Origin of the sequence: Sphingomonas citricola (genome assembly GCF_019429535.1) — a bacterium.
Lineage (GTDB): Bacteria > Pseudomonadota > Alphaproteobacteria > Sphingomonadales > Sphingomonadaceae > Sphingomonas > Sphingomonas citricola.
In genome coordinates, this window is sequence record NZ_JAHXZM010000007.1 from 1 (window position 1) to 24102 (window position 24102).

Annotated in this window: 16 protein-coding genes and 1 tRNA gene; 12 read left to right on the forward strand and 5 right to left on the reverse strand. The window is 67.8% G+C overall.

The window, feature by feature from the left end:
* The first annotated feature begins 50 nt into the window (after positions 1-50).
* The 6 genes from KZ810_RS15305 to KZ810_RS15330 all read left to right on the forward strand — a co-directional run bounded on the left by KZ810_RS15305 (position 51) and on the right by KZ810_RS15330 (position 8437).
* Positions 51-127: transfer RNA gene (locus KZ810_RS15305), tRNA-Met, on the forward strand.
* 569 nt (positions 128-696) lie between these two features.
* Entirely contained in the window at positions 697-1446 is a 750-nt protein-coding gene (locus tag KZ810_RS15310; RefSeq protein ID WP_219769997.1) for an SDR family NAD(P)-dependent oxidoreductase, read from the forward strand.
* Positions 1447-1994: 548 nt separating this feature from the next.
* Positions 1995-5438 carry a response regulator gene (locus KZ810_RS15315; RefSeq protein WP_219769998.1) on the forward strand — a complete coding sequence of 1148 codons (3444 nt, stop codon included), beginning with the start codon at positions 1995-1997 and terminating at the stop codon, positions 5436-5438.
* Positions 5435-6307: a CheR family methyltransferase gene (locus tag KZ810_RS15320; protein WP_219769999.1), complete on the forward strand. Its 873-nt coding sequence runs from the start codon at positions 5435-5437 to the stop codon at positions 6305-6307. Before KZ810_RS15315 ends, KZ810_RS15320 begins: the two co-directional genes overlap by 4 nt.
* Positions 6304-7635, forward strand: coding sequence for a diguanylate cyclase domain-containing protein (locus tag KZ810_RS15325; RefSeq protein ID WP_219770000.1), 1332 nt, complete (start codon positions 6304-6306; stop codon positions 7633-7635). Before KZ810_RS15320 ends, KZ810_RS15325 begins: the two co-directional genes overlap by 4 nt.
* A gap of 118 nt (positions 7636-7753) precedes the next feature.
* Positions 7754-8437: a PilZ domain-containing protein gene (locus KZ810_RS15330; RefSeq protein ID WP_219770001.1), complete on the forward strand. Its 684-nt coding sequence runs from the start codon at positions 7754-7756 to the stop codon at positions 8435-8437.
* On the opposite strand, the gene KZ810_RS15335 is transcribed toward KZ810_RS15330, so the two are convergent.
* Positions 8434-9048, reverse strand: coding sequence for a response regulator transcription factor (locus tag KZ810_RS15335; RefSeq protein ID WP_219770002.1), 615 nt, complete (start codon positions 9046-9048; stop codon positions 8434-8436). The genes KZ810_RS15330 and KZ810_RS15335 overlap by 4 nt on opposite strands.
* A gap of 220 nt (positions 9049-9268) precedes the next feature.
* On the opposite strand from KZ810_RS15335, the gene KZ810_RS15340 reads away from it, so the two are divergent.
* Together KZ810_RS15340 and KZ810_RS15345 are read left to right on the forward strand one after the other, a co-directional pair.
* Positions 9269-11260 carry a putative bifunctional diguanylate cyclase/phosphodiesterase gene (locus tag KZ810_RS15340; RefSeq protein ID WP_258045000.1) on the forward strand — a complete coding sequence of 664 codons (1992 nt, stop codon included), beginning with the start codon at positions 9269-9271 and terminating at the stop codon, positions 11258-11260.
* Positions 11261-11358: 98 nt separating this feature from the next.
* The gene (locus KZ810_RS15345; protein WP_219770003.1) at positions 11359-14163 is read left to right on the forward strand and encodes a PAS domain S-box protein; all 2805 of its coding nucleotides are present in this window, start codon (positions 11359-11361) and stop codon (positions 14161-14163) included.
* A 7-nt stretch (positions 14164-14170) separates the two neighbouring features.
* Here KZ810_RS15345 and KZ810_RS15350 read toward each other — a convergent pair whose 3' ends face one another.
* Positions 14171-14662: a MarR family winged helix-turn-helix transcriptional regulator gene (locus KZ810_RS15350; RefSeq protein WP_219770004.1), complete on the reverse strand. Its 492-nt coding sequence runs from the start codon at positions 14660-14662 to the stop codon at positions 14171-14173.
* A 173-nt stretch (positions 14663-14835) separates the two neighbouring features.
* Between KZ810_RS15350 and KZ810_RS15355 the strand changes: the two genes are divergently transcribed.
* From KZ810_RS15355 to KZ810_RS15365, 3 genes are read left to right on the forward strand one after another with little or no spacing between them, the layout of a single operon-like run.
* Positions 14836-15990, forward strand: a complete 1155-nt coding sequence (locus KZ810_RS15355; protein ID WP_219770005.1) for an HlyD family secretion protein — start codon at positions 14836-14838, stop codon at positions 15988-15990.
* 22 nt (positions 15991-16012) lie between these two features.
* Positions 16013-17539, forward strand: a complete 1527-nt coding sequence (locus KZ810_RS15360) for a DHA2 family efflux MFS transporter permease subunit (RefSeq protein WP_219770006.1) — start codon at positions 16013-16015, stop codon at positions 17537-17539.
* A gap of 4 nt (positions 17540-17543) precedes the next feature.
* Positions 17544-19037: an efflux transporter outer membrane subunit gene (locus tag KZ810_RS15365; protein WP_219770007.1), complete on the forward strand. Its 1494-nt coding sequence runs from the start codon at positions 17544-17546 to the stop codon at positions 19035-19037.
* 96 nt (positions 19038-19133) lie between these two features.
* On the opposite strand, the gene KZ810_RS15370 is transcribed toward KZ810_RS15365, so the two are convergent.
* Complete coding sequence (locus KZ810_RS15370; protein WP_308461575.1) at positions 19134-21824, reverse strand: M1 family metallopeptidase; 2691 nt, start codon at positions 21822-21824, stop codon at positions 19134-19136.
* 64 nt (positions 21825-21888) lie between these two features.
* On the reverse strand, positions 21889-22950 hold the full coding sequence (locus tag KZ810_RS15375; RefSeq protein ID WP_219770008.1) for an SDR family oxidoreductase: 1062 nt from the start codon (positions 22948-22950) through the stop codon (positions 21889-21891).
* Positions 22951-23043: 93 nt separating this feature from the next.
* Here KZ810_RS15375 and KZ810_RS15380 point away from each other — a divergent pair, with 93 nt between their 5' ends.
* Positions 23044-23424 (forward strand): winged helix-turn-helix transcriptional regulator, encoded by a 381-nt coding sequence (locus tag KZ810_RS15380; RefSeq protein WP_219770009.1) that lies wholly within the window; start codon positions 23044-23046, stop codon positions 23422-23424.
* A gap of 19 nt (positions 23425-23443) precedes the next feature.
* On the opposite strand, the gene KZ810_RS15385 is transcribed toward KZ810_RS15380, so the two are convergent.
* On the reverse strand, positions 23444-24067 hold the full coding sequence (locus tag KZ810_RS15385; RefSeq protein ID WP_219770010.1) for a class I SAM-dependent methyltransferase: 624 nt from the start codon (positions 24065-24067) through the stop codon (positions 23444-23446).
* Positions 24068-24102: the final 35 nt, after the last annotated feature.

The window sequence follows — 24102 nt, forward strand, 5'->3', positions numbered from 1 at the left end:
CAGAGGTCTAAGCCTCGCCGCACCAACACCGTGCAGCCAAGGCTACCTGTCGCGGGGTGGAGCAGCCCGGTAGCTCGTCAGGCTCATAACCTGAAGGTCGCTGGTTCAAATCCAGCCCCCGCAACCAATACTAACCGAACTCGATACGCCGCCCTCACGGGCGGCGTCGTCGTTTCTAGCAAGCCGCGTCAGGTTAGACAGGGCGGCAACCACGTTGGGGCGATCTACCGCAGCAATTGGGTGGGGCGAATCGCTGGTTGCGGGCGTGATCGTTAGCCGAGCGTTGCAACGGACTTTCACATCGGTAGCGTAACGGGATGGAGGCCAGAGCCTCGTTACGCGTTCCTACATCCGCCATCTCCGCGAGTTGATCATTCGCGAACACCGGCGCTGCGTTAGTCTGGCGAACACGCTGAGTATCAAGCCCGTCGAGGCGCCAGCGTTTGCGCTTACGCCGACCATGCATCGCCGTAGTAAGGCGCTAGGCAATCCCTCGCTTGGCCATGGGGTCGCTATTGTCCGAAGATTGATAGGCCTAACCTATCTGTGTGCCGTCCTCGCGGCTAGGAATGGGCTATCTTCTGCGACCGATGCACCTTGAGCCAACGCCCGAACTGCGTCAGGTCGGTCGGTAGCCGAACCGGCGCGTCTCGCCGGTGAGATTACGTGCGCGACGCCATCCATAGGAGACTGACCATGAAGACCGCGATCGTCACCGGTGCGACCTCGGGAATCGGTGCCGCGACCACACGGGCGCTCGCTGGGGCGGGGTGGCGGGTAATCGTCACTGGACGCCGCGCCGACCGGCTCGACGCGCTGGTGGAGGAACTGGGTGATGTCATCCATCCGGCGGTGTTCGACGTGCGCGACGATGCCGCGGTTGAGTCTGCGCTCGCCTCCTTGCCCGATCGGTTCCGCGCGATCGACCTGCTCGTCAACAATGCCGGACTGGCGCTCGGCACCGCGCCCGCGCAGAAGGCCGATCTGGGGCAGTGGCGTACGATGATCGACACCAATGTCACCGCATTAGTCGCGATCACGCATCACCTGCTGCCCGGATTGATCGCGCGCAAGGGCGGGATAGTCAACATCGCCTCGGTCGCGGGCACCTACCCCTATCCCGGCGGCAACGTGTACGGCGGGACCAAGGCGTTCGTGCAGCAGTTCACGCTCAATCTCCGCTCCGATCTGCACGGCACCGGCGTGCGCGTCAGCGCGATCGATCCGGGGATGGTCGAGACCGAATTCACCCTCGTGCGCACCGGGGGCGACCAGGCCGCGTCCGACACGCTTTACGCGGGGGCCGAGCCGATGACGGCCGAGGACATCGCCGCCACCGTGCTGTGGATCGCGACGCTGCCGCCGCACCTGAACATCAATCGGCTCGAACTGATGCCGGTCAGCCAGTCGTTCGCGGGCTTCCAGGTCGCGCGGGGAGATGGCTGAGATACGCCCGCTTGGCGGGTTGATCCCGCCGAGCGGGGTGCCGGCCGGCTGGATAGCCGCACGTCGACGCATCTGCTGAAGGGCGGATGCGATCATGGCAACGATCACGTTGCTGATATTCGCGACGCGGTTCGGATGCAGGTGTGAAAAACGTTGCGCTTCCACCGCGACGACGCCGTGCCCGTCGTGAGAGTATGGCGGGGTCGATATCGTCGTTTTCCGAACGGCTGACCCGGGTTTAACCGCCGCACTGCTTCTCTGCCGCGGCATCCATCGCGCTCCGGGCCCGGCTTCCTTGCTGCGACCGTGGTCCAACGCCGAAGCGATCCACGCGCCATCGATACGGTAAAAGTGCGGCTGTGGGATTACCCGATAATTAATCAACGCATGTGATTAATGCCTCATATCATTGAGGAATTTCGACAGCAACCGTTCCCCATATCCCCAAAGCCGCTGCCATCGCGATGCCGGATGCAGCAGCTAATCCGAACAGCCGAAGTCACGACCCGTAGCTGATCGACGCTACAATCCATCCAGAGATCCCATCCATGTCAGCGTTGACGTCTGCCAAAACAGTGACCCCGTCGGCGGCGATCTTTGCCCTGTTGCTGGGCTTTGCCGGTCTGACGACATATGCGAACGCCCATCGGCAGGCGGCCGTCGACGATTACCGGCAATCCTCCGTGATCAACGAGAAGAGTCGCGATGCGATCACCGCGCTGGCGTCTCAGGCGCGCGGTTCCGCGACCGGGACTGCCCAGATTGATGATGCCCACGATCCACGCGACGCGTCGCATCCTTCACTGACCGCCGTCGACGAACTGAGCCTGCTGCCGTCGCAACACGTCGAGATCACGCGGCGTATCGATATGATCGAGCGCGAGGCGGGGCGCTTCAAATCCGCGGCGGGGGCCGGTTTGGTGGACGATGCGCGCCGCGATCGGTTAATCGATCAGCTGGTCAGGCTCGCACGGGCGGCAGACGCGCGGCGGGCCGAGGCGGCATCGCGCGAGGATGCGGCAGTGGCGAACCTGGGCTGGGCCGCCGTGCTGGCGATTGTGCTGGCCGCGGTGATCCTCGCCTGGTCGGCGTCCCGCACCTATCTGTACGTGGCACGTCCCCTGAAGACGCTGGCACGCCGTGCAAAGAAGCTCGCCGACGGGGGGCGCGGGCTCGAATTCCCGGAGGCGCAGCGGTCGGACGTCATCGGCGAACTCGGTCGCTCGCTCGCACGCCTCCGGCAGGTGTCCGATGACAACGGCGATGCGCTGACGCTCAAGTCGACCTTGTCCGACCTGATGATCGCGGTGCAGCGCGAAACGACGCTGCCCGCTTTTGCCGCGGCGTTCCTGCAACACCTCGCGCCGCGCGTGAACGCCGGGGTGGCGACCTTCTACGTTCGCGACGATGCGGGCGTGCTGACGATGGTCGGGAGCTACGGCTATCGCAATCGCCGTCATGACGCGACGAGCTACGCGCCCGGTGAGGGGCTGGTCGGGCAATGCGCGATCGAGGGCAAGCCGATCATCCTCTCGCCCGTTCCCGACACCTACGTCTGCGTTCATTCCGGCACCGACGAAGCGTGTCCCGACGCCGTCATGATCGCGCCGGTCCGCGTGCTTGACCGCACCATCGGCGTGATCGAGCTCGCCGGGTTCGGCGCTTTCTCCGCACTGTCGCAGCAGATCATCGAGGAAGCCGGAGCGACCTGCGGCCTGCCACTCGACAATCTGCAGCGCACCCTCGGCGCCGCGCGGATGCTCGACACCGAACGCCAGCAGCTCGAGGATATCCGCGCTGCGGAGGAGGAGTTGCGCGCGCAGCAGGAAGAATTGCGCGCGACCAACGAGGAGCTCGAACTGCAGACGCAGCGGCTCGCCGCATCCGAGGAGGAACTGCGCGCGCAGACCGAGGACCTGCTGCACGCGAACGAACAATTGCACCAACGCTCGGAGCAACTGGTGCAGCGCAGTGCCGAACTGGAGGTGTCCGAACGCGCGACGCAGGCGCGGGCGGAGGAGCTCGAGCGGGCGAACATGTACAAGTCGCAGTTCCTCGCCAACATGTCGCACGAATTGCGCACGCCGCTCAACAGCATGCTGATCCTCGCGCAGGATCTGGCGGAGAACACGGCGGGGCATCTCGATGCCGGCGAAGTCGAGGCGGCGGGCGTCATCCATTCGAGCGGCACCAACCTGCTGCGGCTGATCAACGACATCCTCGACCTCGCCAAGGTGGAGGCGGGCAAGAGCGAGGTGAGCGAGGAGCGCTTCCTGATCGCCGAATTCCGCCGGCGGCTCGAGCAGGTGTTCCGGCCCATCGCGCAGCAGAAGGGCCTGACGCTACGGTTCGAGGTCGATCCCCGCCTGCCGACTGCCGTCATTGCCGACGAGGGCAAGCTGGAGCAGATCGCGACCAACCTCGTCGGCAATGCACTGAAATTCACCCCGCATGGTTCGGTCGACGTCGCTTTCGGTAACGCCGATGGTCGTCCCGACTTACTGGTGATCGCGGTGCGCGACAGTGGCATCGGTATCGCCGCCGACAAGCTCGATACCGTGTTCCAGGCGTTCGAGCAGGCGGATGCCAGCACGCGGCGGCAGTTCGGTGGGACCGGACTGGGACTCGCGATCTCGCGCGAACTGGCGCAGACGATGGGCGGCACGATCGACGTGGTCAGCGTTGAGGGGCGGGGTACCACCTTCACGCCGACGATCCCCGTCAAGGCGGACGCGACGCCGCGCGCGTCTGCGGCGGATGCTGGAACGCGCGTACCCACCACGCCAGCCGCCGCCGCGGCGATCGACGACGATCGCACGTCGGACGGCAGCACCGCGGCTTTCGTGCTCGCGATCGACGACGATCCGACGATCCTGCGCTCGCTGGTGAAGATCATCCGGCGCTGCGGTTACCGCGCGCTGGCGGCAGCGGACGGCGAGGCGGGCTTCGCGCTCGCACTCGCGCATCGTCCCGCGGGCATCCTGCTCGACCTGATGCTGCCCGGCACCGATGGCTGGGGCGTGCTCGACCGCCTGAAGCAGCACGACGCGACGAAGGGCATCCCGGTGCATCTGATCTCGGCGGCTGACGAATCGGCTGATCGCGCGGTCGCCGCCGGTGCGCAGGGGTTGTTGTGCAAGCCCGTCGACGACGATGCGCTCGCCTTCGCGGTGCGGTCGCTGGTGACGCGCGACGACGCGCGCTCGATGGGCGTCCTGCTGGTTGAGGACGACGAAGGCTCGCGGCTCGCGGTTAGCCGATTGCTCGCGCGCAACGGCGTTCAGGCGATCGCGGTCGGCAGCGGCGAGGAGGCGCTTGCCCGGATCGCGGACCCGCAGATCGACTGCATGGTGCTCGATCTGGGGCTGCCGGGTATTTCCGGGCTCGAGGTGCTGCGCGAGATCCGCGCGCGCAACGCGCAGCTGCCGATCGTGATCTATTCCGCGCGCGACCTGAGTACGGAGGAACAGGCCGTGCTCGACGAGGGGGCAGACGCCGTCGTGCTGAAGGGCGAGCGATCGCACGAGCGGCTGTTCGATGAAGTGTGGCTGTTCCTCAACCGGTTGAAGATGCGCCCCGGCCGCGCCGATGCCGCGGGCGACGATCTGCGCGGGCGACGCGTGCTCGTCGTCGACGATGACATGCGCAACACCTACGCGCTTGCCAAGGTACTTCGCGCCAAGGGACTCGAGGTGCAGATCGCGCAGGACGGTGCCCGCGCGATCGCGATGCTGGAGGATCACGCACCCGGCAAGCGCGCCGAAGTGGTGCTGATGGACATCATGATGCCGGGCATGGACGGCTATGAAGCGACCGCGCGGGTCCGCGAACTCGGCGGCGACCTCGCGCGCCTGCCGATCATCGCGCTGACCGCGAAGGCGATGGCGGACGACCGCGACAAATGCCTGCAGGCCGGGGCGAACGATTACATGACCAAGCCGGTGGATGTGCCGCGATTGTTGTCGCTGCTGCGCGTCTGGCTGTCGAAATGACGCCCGCCGCATCCTTGGCCGACGCCCAGTCGGTGGGCGGTTTCCAGCGCGCGCTGCGCGACCGCTATGGCATCGATTTCACCGGCTATCGGCCGGCGTCGTTCACCCGTCGGCTGCACTCGCTGACCCGGCATCTGCGGCTGGAGACGATCGACGACGCGACCGCGCTGCTGATCGATCGGCCCGACATGGTGCAGGCGGCGGTCGATCATATCCTCGTGCCGGTGTCCGAACTGTTCCGCGAGCCTGCGACGTTGCGGGCGCTGCGCGACCACGTCTTTCCGACATTGGCGGGTCGCGACCGCGTGACCGTCTGGCACGCGGGATGCGCGCGCGGCGAGGAAGTGTTCTCGCTCGCCATCCTCCTGCACGAGGCCGGGCTGTATCCACGCTGCCGCATCGTCGCGAGCGACCTGTCGGCGAGCGCGCTCGACGCGGCGCAGCGCGGGATCTACCCGATCCAGGACATGCAGGCGGCGAGCGGCCGTTACGCCGACAGCGGCGGCCGACACAGCCTGTCGCTCTATTATCACGCCGGATACGACGGGGTCCGGTTCGATCGTGATCTGCTGGCGAACGTTGAGTTCCGGCGCACGAACCTCGCGGACGCCGAACCGTTCTGTACCGCGGACATCATCCTGTGCCGCAACGTGCTGATCTATTTCGATCGTCCGCTGCAAGCGCGCGTCTACGACCTGTTCGCGCGCTCGCTCGCACCGCACGGCGCGCTGTGCGTCGGCACGCAGGAAACGCCGCGCGGGCACGATCTGCCGTTCGTGCGCAGCGCGTACAACCACTCGATCCTCTTTCCTGACGCCCCCCTCGCGCACCGATCAGCGGTGCGCATTGCCTGCCGGAGTTCGCGATGACGCTTGCCCAGCCTTCTGCCCCCGCGCGTGCGAAGATCCTGGTCGTCGACGATATCGACGCGAACCTGTTCGCGATGAACCGGCTGCTGTCGCGCCTCGACGCCGACCTGTACCTCGCCAATTCGGGCAATGCCGCATTGGGGCTAGCGCTCGATCACGACTTCGCGGTCATCCTACTCGACGCGCACATGCCCGAGATGGACGGGTTCGAGGTCGCCGCGATTCTGCGCGAGAGCGAGTGCGCGGCGCTGACGCCGATCATCTTCGTCACCGCGGCGCATACCGATGAGCTCGCGCGCCGTCGGGGCTACGGGTCGGGCGCGGTCGACTATGTCGCGAAACCCGTCGACGAGACGATCCTGCTGTCGAAGCTGAAGATCTTTCTCGAGATGCACGCGCAGCGGCGGCAGCTCTCCGACGCGCTCAACGAGGTCCATCGCCAGCACGAGCTTCTGAACGCGACGCTCGCCTCGATCGGTGACGGCGTCATCCTGACCGACGCGGCGGGACGCGTACAGTGGATCAACCCCGCGGCGGAGCGGCTGACGGGTTGGCAGCGCGCCGATGCCGAGGGGCAGGGGGTCGATACCGTCTTCAACGTCGTCGATGCCGGGCAGATGCCGCTCGCCAATCCGCTGCTGCGCGCCTTGCAGCAGGGCACGACGGTGTTCCTCGAGCGCGACGCGTCGCTGATCCGCAGCGACGGCGTGCTGTTGCCGGTGAGCGATTCCGCCGCGCCGGTTCGCGATCGCCACGGCGACATCACCGGCGGCGTGCTAGTCTTCCAGGATGCGAGTGCGGCGCGCGCCAAGAGCAGCGAGTTGAAGGATCTGGCCGAGACCGATGCGCTGACCGGCCTCGTCAATCGGCTCGGGTTCGAGCGGCGTCTGCCCGAACTGCTCGCGACCACGTGCGACGCGGGCCGGCAGGTCGCGGTGCTGTTCTGCGACCTGGACGCGTTCAAGCCGGTCAACGACCGCCTGGGTCACAAGGCGGGCGACATCGTCCTGCAGGAGATCGGCCAGCGTCTGCGACAGGTGACCCGCGCGCAGGATCTGAGCGCGCGCTGGGCGGGCGACGAATTCGTCGTCGCGATCCCTTGCGACGACCGCGGCGACGCGGTCCAGCTCTCGAACCGCCTCCGCGCGGCGGTGCGCGCGTCGATCGACATCGCGGGCAGTGACTGCAGCGTCCATGTCGGGATCAGCATCGGTCTCGCTTATGCCGCGGATCACAACTGGGACCCCGCCGTTATCCTTCCGGCGGCGGATGCAGCGCTCTACCGGGTGAAAAACCGCGGCGGGAACGATGTGCAGATCGCAGCCTGACTGCGGCGGGGGATTGGTGTCGTCTGCTAGAGCTCTTGTTCGGTGAGAATAGCCCCGTTCCCGGCTGGTCGCCTTCGTGAAGGGTTTGCGCAAGCGAGCCTGCCGATAGGGATATCCCATGCTGCGGCTGTTTAAGCGCTCGCCAGCCACGCCGGCTTCGGGTGCAAACGCGCGGTCGGCACCGCGCACGTTGACGAGCATCCCTGCCACGTTGGATTTCGGTGGCGCACGGTTCGAATGCACGATCGTCGATATCGCGACCGGGGGTGCGCGAGTCCAATTTCCTTCCTCGCACAATGCGATACGGCCCTGTTTCGGTCAGCAATTGCTGGTGACCCCGCTCAACGCCCCGCCGATTGCCGCTATCCTGCGTTGGGCTGAGGGGTCGTACTGGGGGCTACGTTTTCTGGCGCCGATCGCGGGTGACCCGATCAGCGCGATCACCCCCGTGACCGGCCCGGTGCTGCGTACCCGGCCGAGCCGCGCGAAGATCGGGATGCTCGCCGAGGCCCACATCGGCGCGCGCCAGCACAAGCTGTTGCTGATGAACCTGTCGGCGGGGGGCGCGATGCTGAAGGGCGCGCCGCCGGTGGCGATCGACGATCCCTTGTTCCTGCATTTCACCGGGATACGTCCGACCGCGGCTTACGTACGCTGGATCGACGGCGACTTCGTGGGCGTGATGTTCAACCGCCTGCTGCCGGTCGACGACGCAAGACACGTGGCGGAGCGCTGCGCGATCGGGCCGGCGTGGCTGACCGAGATCGTCGACCAGCACGCGGCGAGCGGCGGCCAGCGCTAGCGCCGGGTCTGCGACCCCGCGGCGGTCGCGTCACGCGCCAGCAGCAGCGCCGCGGTGATGTTGGCGACATCCAGCTTTCGCAGGATGTTGGCGCGGTGCATGTCGATCGTGCGCGCGCTCAATTGCATCAGGCTGGCCGCCTGCTTGGTCGAATTTCCCTGACCGAGAATGTCGAGCACCTCGCGTTCGCGCGTGGAAAGTGCCCGCAGCGGTTCATAGCGCGCCGCGTCCTTTCGGCGACGCTCGCATTCGACCACATAGGCCTCGGCGCGATCGAGTAGATCGAACAGCTCGGCCCGCTTGTACGGCTTGCGGATGAAATCGAGCGCGCCCGCGCGCATCGCGGTCACCGCGTCGGGGACGTCGCCGTAACCCGTCAGCAGCGCGACCGCGTGACAATGATCCCTCTGCGCCAGCGCAGCCTGAATCTCCAATCCGTTCTGAAGCGGCAGCAGCAGGTCGAGCAGCACGCATCCCGCCGCGAGATCTTCGCAGACGTTCAGGAATGCCTCGCCGTTTGAGAAGTGAACCGTCTGGTGGCCGGCATTGCGGAGCGTGAGGGCGATCGTCTCCGCCAGATCCCGGTCGTCGTCGACGATATAAACGAACAAGCGTGCGACTCCTCTCCGGCTTTCCGAACGATCACAACGACCGGTTTTTATTTCGGTTGCGTAACGATCCTTCCAAGCGGAAATAACGGCTCGACCGTCCAACCTGGGGTGTAATCGCGACCCCCAGATGGCACCAGATAGCGAAACTACCGTGCGCGCCGGTACGGATCGTTCAGATCCTGCCGCGTAGACTGCACCCAAGACGAAGCCGGGATTCGGTATGGATGTAGGTCAAGGTACAAGCGTCGTTCCGAATGCCGGGGCAGATTCGGCTGCCGGACCGGGCGCGGACGCGTTCGACGAGATGCTCGTCGCCGCGCAGTTCAGCGCGCTGCGTCACCAAGTGCCGAGCCTGCACCTCATCCTTCTCGTCAACGTCACCTTTCTCGAATTCATCACGTCGAAAGCGGGGTCGATCATCAGCTATCTGCCCTCGGTCCTGCTCGCCTTCGCGAGCGGTTCACGCGTGCTCAAATGGCAGCGGATGCAGTTTCCCGGCATCGAGCGCGCCACCGCGATGTTCGGGTCGACGATCCGTACCTCGATCGCGTTCGGGATGGTCCTGTCCGCGTGGAGCATCTGGGTATTGTTGTCGAGCAAGCACGAGGCCGGGCCGTTCGTTCCATTCTTCGCCGCCTTGTCGACGATCGCCTGCGCTGCGTGCATGACGTGTCTGCCGCGCGCTGCCTACGCGGTCATCTGGTCGGGCACCGTGCCGATGGTGCTGGCGATGCTCGCCTCGGGCGATCGTTCGCTGACCGCGGCGGCGATCAACCTTTCGGTGATCGCGGTGCTCCTGTTCGGGTGGATGCGTCGCCAGCATCAGCAGTTCCGGAGCATCGTTCACGCGCATGCAGAAACGCTCGACAAGGAACGCGAGGTCGCCGACCTCGCCTTTCGTGACCAACTGACCGGGCTCGCCAACCGGCGCGCGTTCGTGTCGGCCCTGACCGATCGTCAGCGCGACGCGGACGCGGCGCACGACACGACGGTGCTCCTGATCGACCTCGACGGGTTCAAGCTGCTCAACGACAAGCTCGGCCACGGTGTCGGCGACGCATTGCTGCGCGGGGTGGCGGCGCGGATGATCGCCTCTGCGCCTGCGGACGCCTTGTGCGCGCGGCTGGGCGGGGACGAGTTCGCGATCCTGCTTCCCTACGCCAAGCCGGCTACGGTCGAGGCGTCGGTGGGCCGGATCGCGGCATTGTTCGACGAACCGCTCCAGATCGACGATGCGCAACTGACGATCCGCGGCTCGATCGGCGTGTCGTCGGGCGCCGTCCGCGCCGATGAGCCGATGCTGCTGATTCGCGAGGCCGATCTTGCACTGTACGAGAGCAAGCGATCGGGTAGCGCCGAGCCTTATTACTTCCACGACGAACTGCAGGCGCGCAGCGACCGGCGGCGGATCATCGAAACTGCCTATCTCGATCCCGCCGCACTCGACGCGCTGGAGGTGTACTTCCAGCCGATCGTCCGTGTCGCGACCAACCATGTCATGGGGTTCGAAGCACTGGCACGCTGGCGTCACCCAACTCTCGGGCTGGTGCCGCCCGACGAATTGTTCGAGGTCGCTGACCGCGCGCACGTCGCGCCGCATTTCACCGCGCATCTGCTCCGGCGCGCGTTGACGACGGCGGTGGGGTGGAAGGGGGACACGGTGTTGTCCTTCAATGTAACCGCGGGCGAGGTGGACGAGGGGTTGTGTCCGCTGGTCGCGACGCTGTGCGCGGAGGCGGGTTTCCCCGCCAGCCGGTTGATCATCGAGATCACCGAGTCCGCGTTGCTGCGCGACCTGTCGATGGCGCAGCGCGTGGTCGAAGGGTTGCGCGCGATGGGTGCGCGGGTCGCGCTCGACGATTTCGGCGCGGGGTTCGCCTCGATCGGTTACCTGAAACAGATCCGTTTCGACGTGATCAAGATCGACGGCGGGCTGGTCCACGCGATCGCCGATAGCGCGCTCGCCCGCCAGCTGCTCGCCGGGGTCGTGCAATTGTGTCGCGCGATCGGCACCCCGATCGTCGTCGAGCAGGTCGAGACCGAGGCGCAGATGGCGATCGTGACATTGCTGGGCGTCGACAAGGTGCAGGGCTATCTGGTTGGACGGCCCGCTGCCACGCCGTGTTTCCAGTCGCAGTGGGCGGGGTTGCCGCTGGTCGCGACCCCCGCGGGCGTCGTCGACCAATTCGGCGCAATCGCGCGCTTCATTTAGGTACTCGATCAGAAGTGTGCAGAAGATATATTTGCGCACAACCAATTCGGACAAATATAGCCGGCGTATAACATCCGGTCCGAAGGTAGATAAGTCGAATGCGTATCGTCGATTACTGCCTGAGCATCTTGCGTCGTCGCGACATCGGCCGACAGGCCGACATCGATGCGCTGCCGCGCACGCAGGCGATCGAGATCCTGCGCCGCGCCTATGCCGGCATCCACGACATGGTCGTGATCTATTCGGCGACGGGCGAGGCGCTGTACGCGAACGACCGCGCGCTCGCCGTTCTGGGACTGCGCGATCTGGGCGAGCACCCGATCTTCCGCACCGGGCTGATCGTCCACGACCTGGCGGGCAACCGGATCGAGCAGCCCGACTGGCCGATCTTCCGCGCGCTGCGCGGCGACGATGTCGTCGATGCGAACCTGATCGTGCGGATACCGCATTTTCCCGAAGGGGAGGCGGTCCGGCACGCGCGGGTCAGCGCGATCAGGACGACGTTCGACGGGCTGTCGCGCGAGCCGATGGTCTTCGTCAGCATCAGCGACACGACGCACTACATCGAGACGCAGCAGCGGCTGCGCGACAGCGAGGCCTCGGCGCGGCGCGACGAGGCGTTGCTGTCGGCGGTGATGGATGCGTTGCCGACCGCGGTGACCGCGTGCGACACCGATGGTCGCGTCCTGCGCGCCAATGCCGCCGCGCGCGAGCTGTGGGAAACGCTCGACGATGCGTGCGAGGATGCACGCACCGTTACGCTGACGGGCGTGTCACCCGAGACGGGCGAGGCGGTCGAGGGCACCGACTGGCCGCTGATCGGCGCGATGCGGCACGGCGCGCGGATCGTGGGCAAGCGGATCGACGTGCGCGCGCGCGACGGCGCGTGGCGCAATCTCTCCTTTTCCGCCGCACCCGTGCGTGACGAAGCGGGGGCGATCATGGGCGGGGTCGTCGCGTGCGAGGACGTGTCCGATCTGGTCCAGGCGCGTCAGACGGTCGACGATCAGGAAAATCGCCTCCGCCTGCTGATCGACGGCGCGCGCGACCACGCCTTTTTCATGCTCGACCGCGACGGGCGCGTCGCGACCTGGAGCATGGCGGCGAAGCGTCTGAAGCAATATGACGAGGCCGATGTGATCGGACAGCCTTGGTCGATCTTTTTCACCGAGGACGATGCCGCGGGCGGCCTGCCCGACAAGCTGCTCGCGACGGCGCGTGCCGCGGGCACCGCCTATCATCAGGGATGGCGTCGACGCCGCGACGGCAGCTATTTCTGGGCCGATGCCGCGATTAGCGCGATCTTCGAGCAGGGCGTGCATGTCGGTTTCGCCGAGGTGGCGCGCGACCTGACCGAGCAGCGTCAGTCGGAGAGCGACCTGCGGCTGCGCGACGAGGCGCTGCGTGCCGTGTCGCAAGGCATACTGGTGGTCGATGCGCGCGACGCAGCGCAGCCGATTATCCTCGTCTCGGGTGGGTTCGAGGCGCTGACCGGGTACCGCGCCGACGAGGTGATCGGGCGGAACTGCCGTTTCTTGCAGGGCGCGCGGACCTCTGCCGACGACATCCGCCGGATACGCGACGCGATCGTCGCCAAGCAGCCGTGCTCGGTCGAGATCCTGAACTACCGCGCCGACGGATCGACGTTCTGGAATGCGCTGTCGATCAGTCCGATCCTCGATGAACACGGCGAGGTCGAGAAATTCATCGGCGTGATGGCCGACGTGACCGAGCGGCGCGATCTGGAAGATCGGTTGCGGCAATCGCTCAAGATGGACGCACTCGGTCGATTGGCCGGCGGCGTCGCGCACGATTTCAACAACATCTTGACGATCATCAACGGCAACGTCGAGGAATTGCGCGACGACTGGCCGGTGGGCTCGGTGTTGCGCGATCGGCTCGACCTGATCGGCAAGGCGGGCAGCCGGGCCGAACTGCTCACGAACCAGTTGCTGACCTTCGCGAAACGCTCGTGCGTCTCCGCGGCGGCGGTCGATCCGGCCGAGGTCGTCGCCAACATGCGGTCGCTGTTCACGACGCTGATCGACGAGCGCGCCGAATTCGACGTTCGCATGGCGGACGGGCTTCACGCGATCGCGATCGATCGCAGCCAGCTCGAGCAGGTGCTTCTCAACATCGTCATCAACGCGCGCGACGCGCTGGGCGACGGGGGACAGATCTCGCTCGCGCTCGAAAACGCGCCCAGCCGGCTTCGGGTCGGCGGCGGGAGCCGCGACGGCGTGTCGATCCGCGTCTCCGACACGGGGATCGGGATGTCGCCCGAAGCGAGCGCGCGCGCGTTCGAGCCGTTCTTCACGACCAAGGGCGAGAACGGCAGCGGTCTGGGCCTCGCGACGGTGTTCGGCATCGTCACGCAGGCAGGCGGGACGATCGACCTCGAGAGCGAGCCCGGCATCGGTACGCAGGTCGAGATTATTCTGCCCGCCAGCGACAGCACGCCCTCGACCGAGGTGCAGCCCGCGGCGCCCGCGAGCACCGTCTTCATGGACGAACTGGTCGTCGTGCTGGCCGAGGACGACGATGACGTCCGTCTGCTGATCACGCGCACGTTGCAGCGCGCGAACATGCGCGTCCACGCCTTCGCGAACGGGCTGGAGGCGAGCAACTTCATCCGCAACGACGCGGGGCCGATCGATCTGCTCATCACCGACGTGATCATGCCCTCGATCGGCGGCGTGTCGCTGAGCGAGGTCGCGCGCAAACATTATCCCGACATCAAGACGCTGTTCGTGACCGGGTACAGCCACCGGCCGATCGCGCTGAAGGAATCGATGCAGCTGCTCGAGAAGCCGTTCACGGGGCGAAAGCTGGTTGCGTCGATCAAGCGGCTGATGACGCTCAAGCCGTCCCCGGCCCCCCGCGAGAATACGCCCAGCGCGTAGTTGCCCGTCAGTCGGTCGCCTTGGTCAGATTGGCGATGATCGTGTCCAGCAGCGCATTGAGCAGCGCCATGTCGGCGTCCGACAGCCCCAGCAACGCGCGCTGGTCCTCGCGGTCGGCGAGGAGCCCCAGCGCGCCCAGCACCGGCATCGCCGCGTCGGTCGCGTAGAGGCGGCGCAGCCGGCGGTCGGACCGATCGGGACGTCGCTCGACCCAGCGCGACTCCTCGAGGCGATCGATCGTCTGCCCCGCGGCGACGGGGCCGATCTCCAGCCGCTCGGCAACCTCGCGCTGCGTCGAGCCGGCGTTCAGGTGGATCGTCGCCAGCATCCGCCACTGCGCGCGCGTCAGCGTCTCGCCGCTCGGCAGCGCCAGGCCGCGCGCGCGCTCGTCGAAGCGTTTGCGCAGCAGCCGCGTGATGAGCGCCACTTGCGACGCGAAGCTGCGTGGGCTGGCGGGCGGCTGCGTCGCGGCCGTCGTGTCGGATCGCTGTGCCGTCATCCTGTTCGTCTCATCGTCACGCAACGCAGACCCGCCCGTCCCTTCAGCAAAAGATAAGGTACCGCATTATGCGGTTGCTTTTCATCATGCATCGGCCGATGGCGATGTGCAATGACCAACGGGCGACCATCCTCCATGCGCGACCATCGGACCATGCGACGAGCGGGGCGGGCATGAGCCTCGACGATCACGCCGATCGCCACGACCGCGCGCCCGATTACCCGCATCTGGAGGATTCGGTCCCGGTCGACGATCCCGCGCCGGTGGTCGGCCCGCCGGCGGATCAACCGCGCGCGAGGCGGCGCTGGCGCACGCCGTTGCTGCTGCTCGCCCCCGTGGTCGCGATCGTCGCCGCGCTGTATTTCTACCTGAGCGGCGGACGGTTCGAGGATACCGACAATGCGTATATCCAGTCCGGGCTGACCGCGGTCAGCGCGAACGTCAGCGGACCCGTCATCGCGGTCGCGGTGCGCAACAACCAGCGCGTGAAGGCGGGCGACATGCTGTTCCGCATCGATCCCGCGCCCTATCAGGCCGCGGTCGACGAGGCGGCGGCGCAGCTCGCCAGTGCGCGGACACAAGTGTCGGCCCTTAGGGCCAATTACCGCGAGGGCGAGGCATCGCTCCAGGCCGCGCGCGACCGGCTCGCCTATGCCGAGCGCGAGGCGGCGCGGCAGAAGTCGTTGCTGGCGGAAGGAATCTCGTCGCAGAACCAATATGATCAGGCGGTGCTAGAGGCGCAGACCGCGCGGCAGGCGATCCAGACATCGGTGCAGCAGAACGCGGGCGTCGCCGCTAACCTGACCGGCGACGCCGCCGCGCCGACCGCCAGCCAGCCCGCGGTGCAGCGCGCGCAGGCGGCACTCGAGCGCGCGCGGCTGAACCTTGGCTATACCGTGGTGCGCGCGGCGCAGGACGGTGTGGTGACCAAGGTCAATCAGCTACAGGTCGGCAGTTACGTCTCGGCGGCGAAGCCCGTCTTCACGCTCGCGGGCACCCGCCTGTGGGTGGAGGCGAACTTCAAGGAAAACCAGCTCGACCATATGCGGATCGGGCAGCCCGCGACCTTCACGGTCGACGCGTTTCCCGACCTGAAGCTGACCGGGCGGCTGACGAGTTTCAGTCCCGGCACCGGCAACAGTTTCTCGCTGCTGCCGGCGGAGAATGCGACGGGCAACTGGGTCAAGGTCGTCCAGCGCCTGCCGGTCGAACTCAGCATCGATCGGCTGCCGCCGGGGGTGCCGCTCCACGCCGGGCTGAGCGTCGAGGTGAGCGTCGACACCGGCCACCGGCGCCACCTGTTCGGCGGTGCGACGCCCGCGCGATGAGCGCCCGTCCCGAGCCCGCGCGATGAGTGCGTATCCCGAACCCGCGGTCCGCAATTTCATCACCGCATCGGTGATGGCGGCGACCGTGATGAACTCGCTCGACAGCACGATCGCCAACGTCGCGCTGCCGCACATTCAGGGCAGCGTCTCGGCCTCGGGTGAGGAGATCACCTGGGTCCTGACATCGTACATCGTTGCGGCGGCGATCATGACCCCGCTGACCGGCTGGCTCGCCGGGCGGTTCGGGCGCAAGCGGTTGATGCTGTGGTCGATCATCGGCTTCACCGCCGCATCGGGGCTGTGCGGGATCGCGAACAGTATCGGTGAACTGGTCGGGTTCCGGTTGCTCCAGGGCGTGTTCGGCGCCGCGCTGGTGCCGATGAGCCAGGCGATCCTGCTCGACATCAACCCGCCCGAGCGTCACGGCCCGGCGATGGCGGTGTGGGGCATGGGCGCGATCCTGGGGCCGATCATCGGCCCGGCGCTCGGCGGCTGGCTGACAGACAATCTGTCGTGGCGCTGGGTGTTCTACATCAACCTGCCGATCGGCGCGCTCGCCTTTGCCGGGCTGTCCGCGTTCCTGTCCGAGACGAAGGATGCCGAGAAGCCGCGGCTCGACGTGTTCGGCTTCGCGATGCTCGCGCTCGCGATCGGGTCAATCCAGGTGATGCTCGACCGCGGCCAGACGCAGGACTGGTTCAGCTCGCTCGAGATCTGCGTCGAGGGCGCGCTGGGGTTGTTCTTCGGCTATCTGTTCGTCGTTCACACGCTGACCGCGCGGCGGCCGTTCATCGACATCGGACTGTTCCGCGACCGCAATTTCCTCGTCGGATCGCTGTTCGGCTTCTTTCTGGGCACCGTGCTGTTCGGGGTGCTCGCCTTGCTGCCGACGATGCTCGAGCGGTTGATGGGCTATCCCGTGGTGCTGACCGGGCTCGTCACCGCGCCGCGCGGCATCGGCACCTTGATCTCGATGATCGTCGTCGGGCGGCTGATCAAGCGGGTCGACCCGCGGTTGCTGATCTTCGTCGGTTTCTGCCTCGCCGCCTGGTCACTCCACATGATGGCGGGTTTCTCGCTGGAGATGGGGCAGGACCGCGTGATCGTCTCGGGCTTCGTCCAGGGGCTCGGCACCGGGCTCGTGTTCGTGCCGCTCACCACGATCGCGTTCGCGACGCTCGACCCGAAATATCGCAACGAGGGCGCGGCGATGTTCACGCTGACGCGCAACATCGGCTCCGCGGTCGGCATCTCGGTATTGCAGGCGTTGACGATCCGCAACGGCGCCACCGTCCACGCACGGCTGGTCGAGGGCGTCAGGCCCGACAATCCGGCGCTCGGCGCGACGCTCGGCGACGGGTTCGACTTCGACCTGCCGAGCGCGGTCGCCGCGATCAACGCGCAGATCAGCCGACAGGCATCGATGGTATCCTACGTCGATGCGTTCTGGTTGCTGTTCCTCCTCACGCTCGCGGTCATCCCGCTGCTGCTGGTGATGCGTGCGCCGCGCGCCGGAGCAGGCGATGGCCCCGCGATCCACATGGATTGATCGAATGCGTCAGTTCCTCCTCCTGACTGCGGGTGCGGCCGCGCTCGCCGGATGCACCGTCGGCCCCGATTTCGTCCCGCCGCAGCCACCCGCGGCGACCGCTTATCTCGCCCCCGGCGACACGCGTCCGCCCGCGGCCGGCAGCCCCGCGGCGCAGTTCGGCGACGGTCCCGCCGCGCGCTGGTGGACCGCGTTCGGCTCGCCCCAGCTCGACGCGCTGGTGATGCGTGCGCTCGCCAACAACCAGAGCCTCGCCGCGAGCAATGCGACGCTTGCCGCGGCGCGCAACGAGCTGCGCGGGGTCGAGGGGCTGCGATCGGTCCAGGTCGACGCCAACGCGCGCGCCGACCAGCAACAGGTCAACCTCGCCGCGTTCGGCTTTACCGGCAGCAACCCGCTCGCGCCCGCGGGCAACCCGGAATTTCACCTCTACACGGTCGGCGGCGGCGTCAGCTACGACCTCGACCTGTTCGGGGGGCTACGTCGGCAGGTCGAGCAGAGCGCGGCGCAGGTCGAGGCGCAGCAGCGCCAGACCGAGGCCGCGCATTTGTCAATCGCGGGGCAGGTGGTGAACCAGGTGCTGACGGTCGCCGCACTGCGCGCGCAGATCGCGACCGCCAACGCGCTCGTCGCCGACGACCTGCGCAACGTCGATCTGACGCAGAAGCGCCAGCGCGGCGGCGAGGGAACGCTGGTCGAGGTGCTGAACGCGCAGAGCCAGTACACCGCCGACCGCGCCGACCTGCCGCAGCTCGAACAGCAACTCGCGGAAGCGCGCCACCTGCTCGCGACGCTGGTCGGGGTCGCGCCCGCCGATCTGGAGGCGACCGACATCGAGCTCAGCCGGCTGACGCTGCCGCGCAGCATCCCCGTCGCGCTGCCTTCCGCACTCGTCCACCGCCGCCCCGACATCCTGCAGGCCGAGGCCGATCTGCACGCCGCCGCGGCGGGTGTCGGCGTCGCGACCGCGCGGCTCTACCCCGACATCACGCTCGGCGCGACGCTGACGCAGGCGGGGCCGAACACGGGCAGCCTGTTCCGCAATGCGTTTCGCGGTTACGACCTGTTCGCCGGGCTCACCGCGCCGATCTTCCACGGCGGCACGCTGAAGGCGCAGCGCGCGGCGGCGATCGACCGCGCGCGCGCCAGCCAGGCGACCTATCAGCAGACCGTGCTCGACGCGTTCGGGCAGGTCGCCAACCTGTTGTCGGCGATCGACACCGACGCGCGTTCGGTCGCGACGCAGCAGGAATCGGTCTCGGTCGCCGCGCGCTCGCGCCGGTTGTCGCGGCGCAGCTTCGAGGTCGGCAATTCGGGCATCCTCCAGGTGCTGGAGGCCGAGCGGCTGTATCAACGGTCGAGCAACGGGCTGGTGGTCGCGCGCACGCGCCAGTTCCTGAACGTCGCGCGGCTCTATGTCGCGACCGCGGGCGGCTGGACCGGGACCGCGGAGAACGCGCTACCCCCAACTATCCCGGCAGCGACGCCCGCGGGCTGATCGCTCACCGCGCTGCCGCGTGCGTGCGGTGAGCGCGCTGACTAACCCGCGCTCGCCGGTCCGGGCATTACCGCCCGGACCGGCTCCGCGTCGCGATCAGCGCGCGGGCGTACCCGCCGCCGCGACCGCCGCGGTGATCGCCGCACCACGCGCGTCGCGCAAGCTACCGCACAGCCGGATCGTCTCCAGCGTCCGCTCATAAGCGAGCAGCCCGGTGTTCGCGCGCCGGATCGCGGGGCCGACCTTGGCATCGATCGCGGCCGCGCGGTCGGCACCGCATTGCGATGCGAACGCATTGGGCAGGCGCGTGGTGATGAACACGCCGTTCGCGCCCGCGATCAGCCGGGCGTAGTTGGCGAGCACCCAGTCGGTGCCGAGCTCGCGCGTCTCCGGCGCTCCGACCACGCCGAAGATCAGGCTGACACGGTCGAACCCGCGCATCCGCGGATCGTCGAGCCCGAGCAGATACTTCGCGACGTCGCTGCGCCCGCTCGACGCCGCCGCCGACAAGGCGCTCGACCGGAGCGTCGGGTCCTCGCTCGACAAGGCGCGTTCGACGAGCGTCTTCGCGACCGGCAGCCCGCCGTCCTGCGCCAGCACGGCGAGGCCATTGAAGAGGAACCCGGGGTCGAGCGCAGCGGCGTCGCCCGCGAGATAGCGCGTCGCCGCCGCCTTCAACGTCGCGCGCGTGCCCGCGTCCTGCGCGTCGTCCGCGACCAGCCCGACCAGCCGGTGACGCAGTTCCTGCTGGCGCGGATCCTCGTTGCGATACGCGCCGACCGCGGGGTCGAAGCCGAGCTGCTTGAGCCGGGGCGTGTAGATCGCGTTCATCAGCGCGCGATAGGCGGGCAGCGCGCTCGCCCCGATCAACCCGCGCGCGCGCAGCCCCGCGATCCGCTCGCCCGGATCGACGCTGGCGGTCGGATCGGGGTTCGCGACCATCGCGCGCGCCTGCGTGATCAGCATCTCGGGCGGTGCCTTGCCGGCGCGGAACGACGCCCACAGGCTGTCGGTCGACGCGATCGCCTCGCCGCCCGGCAGCGTCGCCGATGTGGCGATCAGCGCCTGCCAGTCGGCGGGCGCGAGATCGAAGCGGTAATAACCCGTGCCGCCGACGTTGGGCATCACCACGCGCCCCGCGGGCACGGTCATCGTCGAGCTTTTCTGGTCGAGCAGGCTGCACTGTTTCGTCGCGTCGACGCGGACGCAGAACGGGATCGTCCAGTTCTGCGGCTTGGGCGACGACCCGATAAAGGCGTAGCGCGCCTGCGTCGCGGTCAGCGTGGTGCCCTGGCGGCGCACGTCGACGACCGGCACTCCCTGCTGATCGACGAAGCTCGTCAGCGCGGCGAGCACCTTGGGATCGTGCGCAGCGTCTGCGATCGAGCGGAAGAACTGCTCGGACGAGGCATTGCCGTAGGCGTGGCGTTTCAGGTGGAGCCGCACGCCCTCCTTGAACTTGTCGTCGCCCAGATAGGCGGCGATCATCGCGACGACCTGACCACCCTTGCCGTAGGTGATGCTGTCGAACGCGCTGTCGATCTGGCTGTTCTCGGTGATCGGCTGGTGGATCGGGCGCCCGACCTCCAGCGCGTCGGTGTTCATCGCGGCGAACCCTTCGGCGAGCGCGCCGACGCCGATGCCGAGCTCGGGCTTCCACTCGTTGGCGATGCGATAGCCCATCCAGTTGGCGAAGCTCTCGTTCAGCCAGATGTCGCTCCACCATTCGGGAGAAACGAGGTCGCCGAACCATTGGTGCGCCAGCTCGTGGCTGACGACCATGCCAAATTCCTTCTTGTCGCGGGTGGTCGCGTTGCGATCAAGGAAGATGATGCCGTCGCCGTAGGTGTCCGCGCCCGCATTCTCCATCGCGCCGGGCATGATCGGCGACCCGATCTGGTCGAGCTTGGGGAAGGGGAAGGCTTCGCCGAAATAGCGCTCGAGCAGCGCGACGATCGGCGGCGTTTCCGCCATCGCATAGGCCATCTTGGCCTGCTGCGCCTGCGTCGCGACCACGCCGTAGGGCATGGCTTTCGCGCGCTCGGGCGTCGGCGGCACGGTGCCGGCCTGGCGGACGAACGGCCCGGTGTCGATCGCGACGAGATAGGTCGGCAGCGGTTTCGTCGGCGCGAAGCGGTGCAGCTCCATGCCGTTCGCGGCCTTTTCGACGCCGGTCGCGGGGCTGTTGCTGACGACGGTCATTCCGGGTGCGGTCGTCACGCTGATCGTGAACGGCTGCTTGAAGCCGGGTTCGTCGAACGAGGGAAAGGCCGCGCGCGCGTCGATGCTTTCGAACTGGGTCCAGCTGTACCAGCGGTCGGCGACCTTGACGTGGTAGAGCCCCGACGCGTCGTTGCCGAACTTGCCCGAATAATCGAACACCAATGTCGCCGCCCCCGCGGGCACCGCGCGCGCGAAGTCGAGCCGCGCGGTGCCGGTCGCGTCGACCTGCGTGAAGGTCGCGGGCACGACCGTCTTGCCCACCCGCGCAACCACTTTGGCGACCGCCAGGTCGCGGCCGTGGAGGTACAGGCGCTGCGTCGCGCGTTTCAGCACGACGTCGATCTCGCCGTGGCCGGAGAAGCGGTCCTGCTCGGGCATGATGGTGAAGTCGAGCCGGTACGCCTTGGGCAGCGCCGCGTCGGGCAGGCGGCCCTTGGGCGAGGCGGGATCGGCGACGAAGCCCGCGGCGGGCGCGCCCGCCTGCGCCGCGCCCGTGCCCGACTGCGCGAACGCGGAGCTCGACAACAGCGTCGCCGCGGCCAACAGCATCATCCTCTTGCGCACGATTATTTCCTTTTTGTTTCCGCTCCTTCGCTAGAAGCAAGGCGCACGCGGGGCAAGCCGCGCCTCACGGGATCAGCCGCTCGGCGCGCAGCCGTTCGAACAAGGCGAAGAACGCATCGTCGGTCGGCTGATAGGCGGTGAACCCCAGCCGCCGGCTCTTGCCCATGTCGGTCACCACCTCGATCGGGCGGCCGAGATCGGCGTCGGTGTGCCACGGCGAGGCGAGGCGGGCGAGGTCGGGCTCGGCCAGACCCTCGCGCGCCGCGATCTCGCGCCACACGCCGGCGTCCCCCGCCATCTGCTCCTCGAGCGGGCGCACCACGCCGTCGAACGGCACCGGCTCGAGCCCGAACCATTCGGCGATCCGGCCCCACATCCACTGCCAGCGAAAGACGTCGCCGTTGACGATGTTGAACGCCTCGTCGTGCGCGGCCTCGGTCTCCGCCGCCCACAGCAATTGCCGCGCGAGCTGCCCCGCATCGGTCATGTCGGTCAGCCCCGACCATTGCGCCGCCGAGCCCGGAAAGGTGAACGGCCGCCCCGTCTCGCGGCACAGGGTCGCATAGACCGCCAGCGTCGTCCCCATGTTCATCGCGTTGCCGACCGCGAGGCCGATCACCGTGTGCGGGCGATGCACGCTCCACGTGAAGCCGTCGCGCGCCGCGGCGGCGAACAGCTCGTCCTCCTGCGCGTAGTAGAAGTTCTCGACATCCAGCCGCCCCTGTTCCTCGCGGAACGGCGTCTGCGGCAGCGTGCCCTTGCCGTATGCCTCGAACGGGCCGAGGTAGTGTTTCAACCCGGTCACCAGCGCGACGTGGCGCGGCGCGGTCGGCCTGGGCAAACCGTTCAGCAGGTTGCGGACCATCGCCGCATTGACCCGGATGTTCTCCGCCTCGCTGTCTTGCCGCAGCCACGTGGTGATGAACACCGCGTCGGGGTTCAGGTCGGCGAGTGCCGCCGCTGTCGCGTCCGCGTCCTGCAGATCGGCGACGACCGGTTGCACCCCCGCCTGCTCGACCGCGCGGCGCGCGAGCCCGTGGAGCGTCCAGCCTTCCTCCGCCAGCAACGCCGCCGTCGCGCTGCCGACGATCCCGCTCGCGCCCACCACCAATGCCGTCTTCGTCATCACCGACCTCCGTTGTCGCGCCCGAGCTAGGAACGGCTGGCATGTGCCGCCAGACGGCACCATCTGGTGCCCTGGCCACCCGGAGGTACCCACATGCAACCCGGCTCACCCGACGACCAATGGCGCGAGGATTGCGCGCCGCGGCGCGTGCTCGAACTGTTCGCGACCAAATGGACCAGCATGGTGCTCCACACGCTCCACGCCCGCCACGACGGTGCCGCGCGCGCGGGCGTGCTGCTGCGCAGCCTGCCGGGTATCTCGAAGAAGATGCTGACGCAGACGCTGCGCGAGATGGAGGCGAGCGGGCTGATCAGCCGGCTCGTCCACAGCGCGATCCCGCCGATGGTCGAATACCGGCTGACCGACCTCGGCCAGCGCTTCGTCGAGCCGGTCGAGCTGCTTTATGCCTGGGGTCGCGACAATGCCGACGCGCTCGACGGGCTCGTCCCGCGCGCGCGGTCACGGCGCGCGTGATCGGCCGGCGGTCGCGCGCTCAAGCCCGCGCGGTCACCGCGATCAGCGGATCGCCCGCGGCACCGTCAGCGAGCAGCAATGCCTCGACCGCGTCGTAGCCCGCGCACGTGCAATAGCGGGCGATCAGCCCCGCCTGACCCTGCATGTCGAGCGCGCGCCACACCGCCACCGCCTTGGTCGGGAAACAGCGGTTGGAATAGCTCGCAATCAGCACCCCACCGGGCCTGAGCACGCGGCGCAACTCGCGGAACACCGCCAGCGGTTGTTGCAGATACTGCACCCCGACGCAGATCAGCACCGCGTCGAACGTCGCATCCGGTTCGGGCAGGACCGAATCGCGGTTCAGATCCTGGACGAACCAGCGCGCGAGCCGCGGGTTGGCGGCAAGCTCCTCCGCGTTCATGCCGTGCCCGACGACGTCGAGCGGCAGGTCGTCGGGCAGGTGACTGACCCAGCTCGACATCAGGTCGAGTACCCGGTCACCCGGTCTGAGCAGCGTCGCGTAGGAGCGCGTCAGTGCCGCCACCGCACCCTCGTCGATATGCGTTACCAACCGCGCGGGCGCGTAAAAGGCGAGATCGCCGCCCTCGTCCTGTTTCGCGAATGCCGTCGGCGGCAGCCCGAGTTCGTCCGCGTCGCTCATCCCCGCCCGACGCGCGGTGCGGTGCCTGTGTTCCG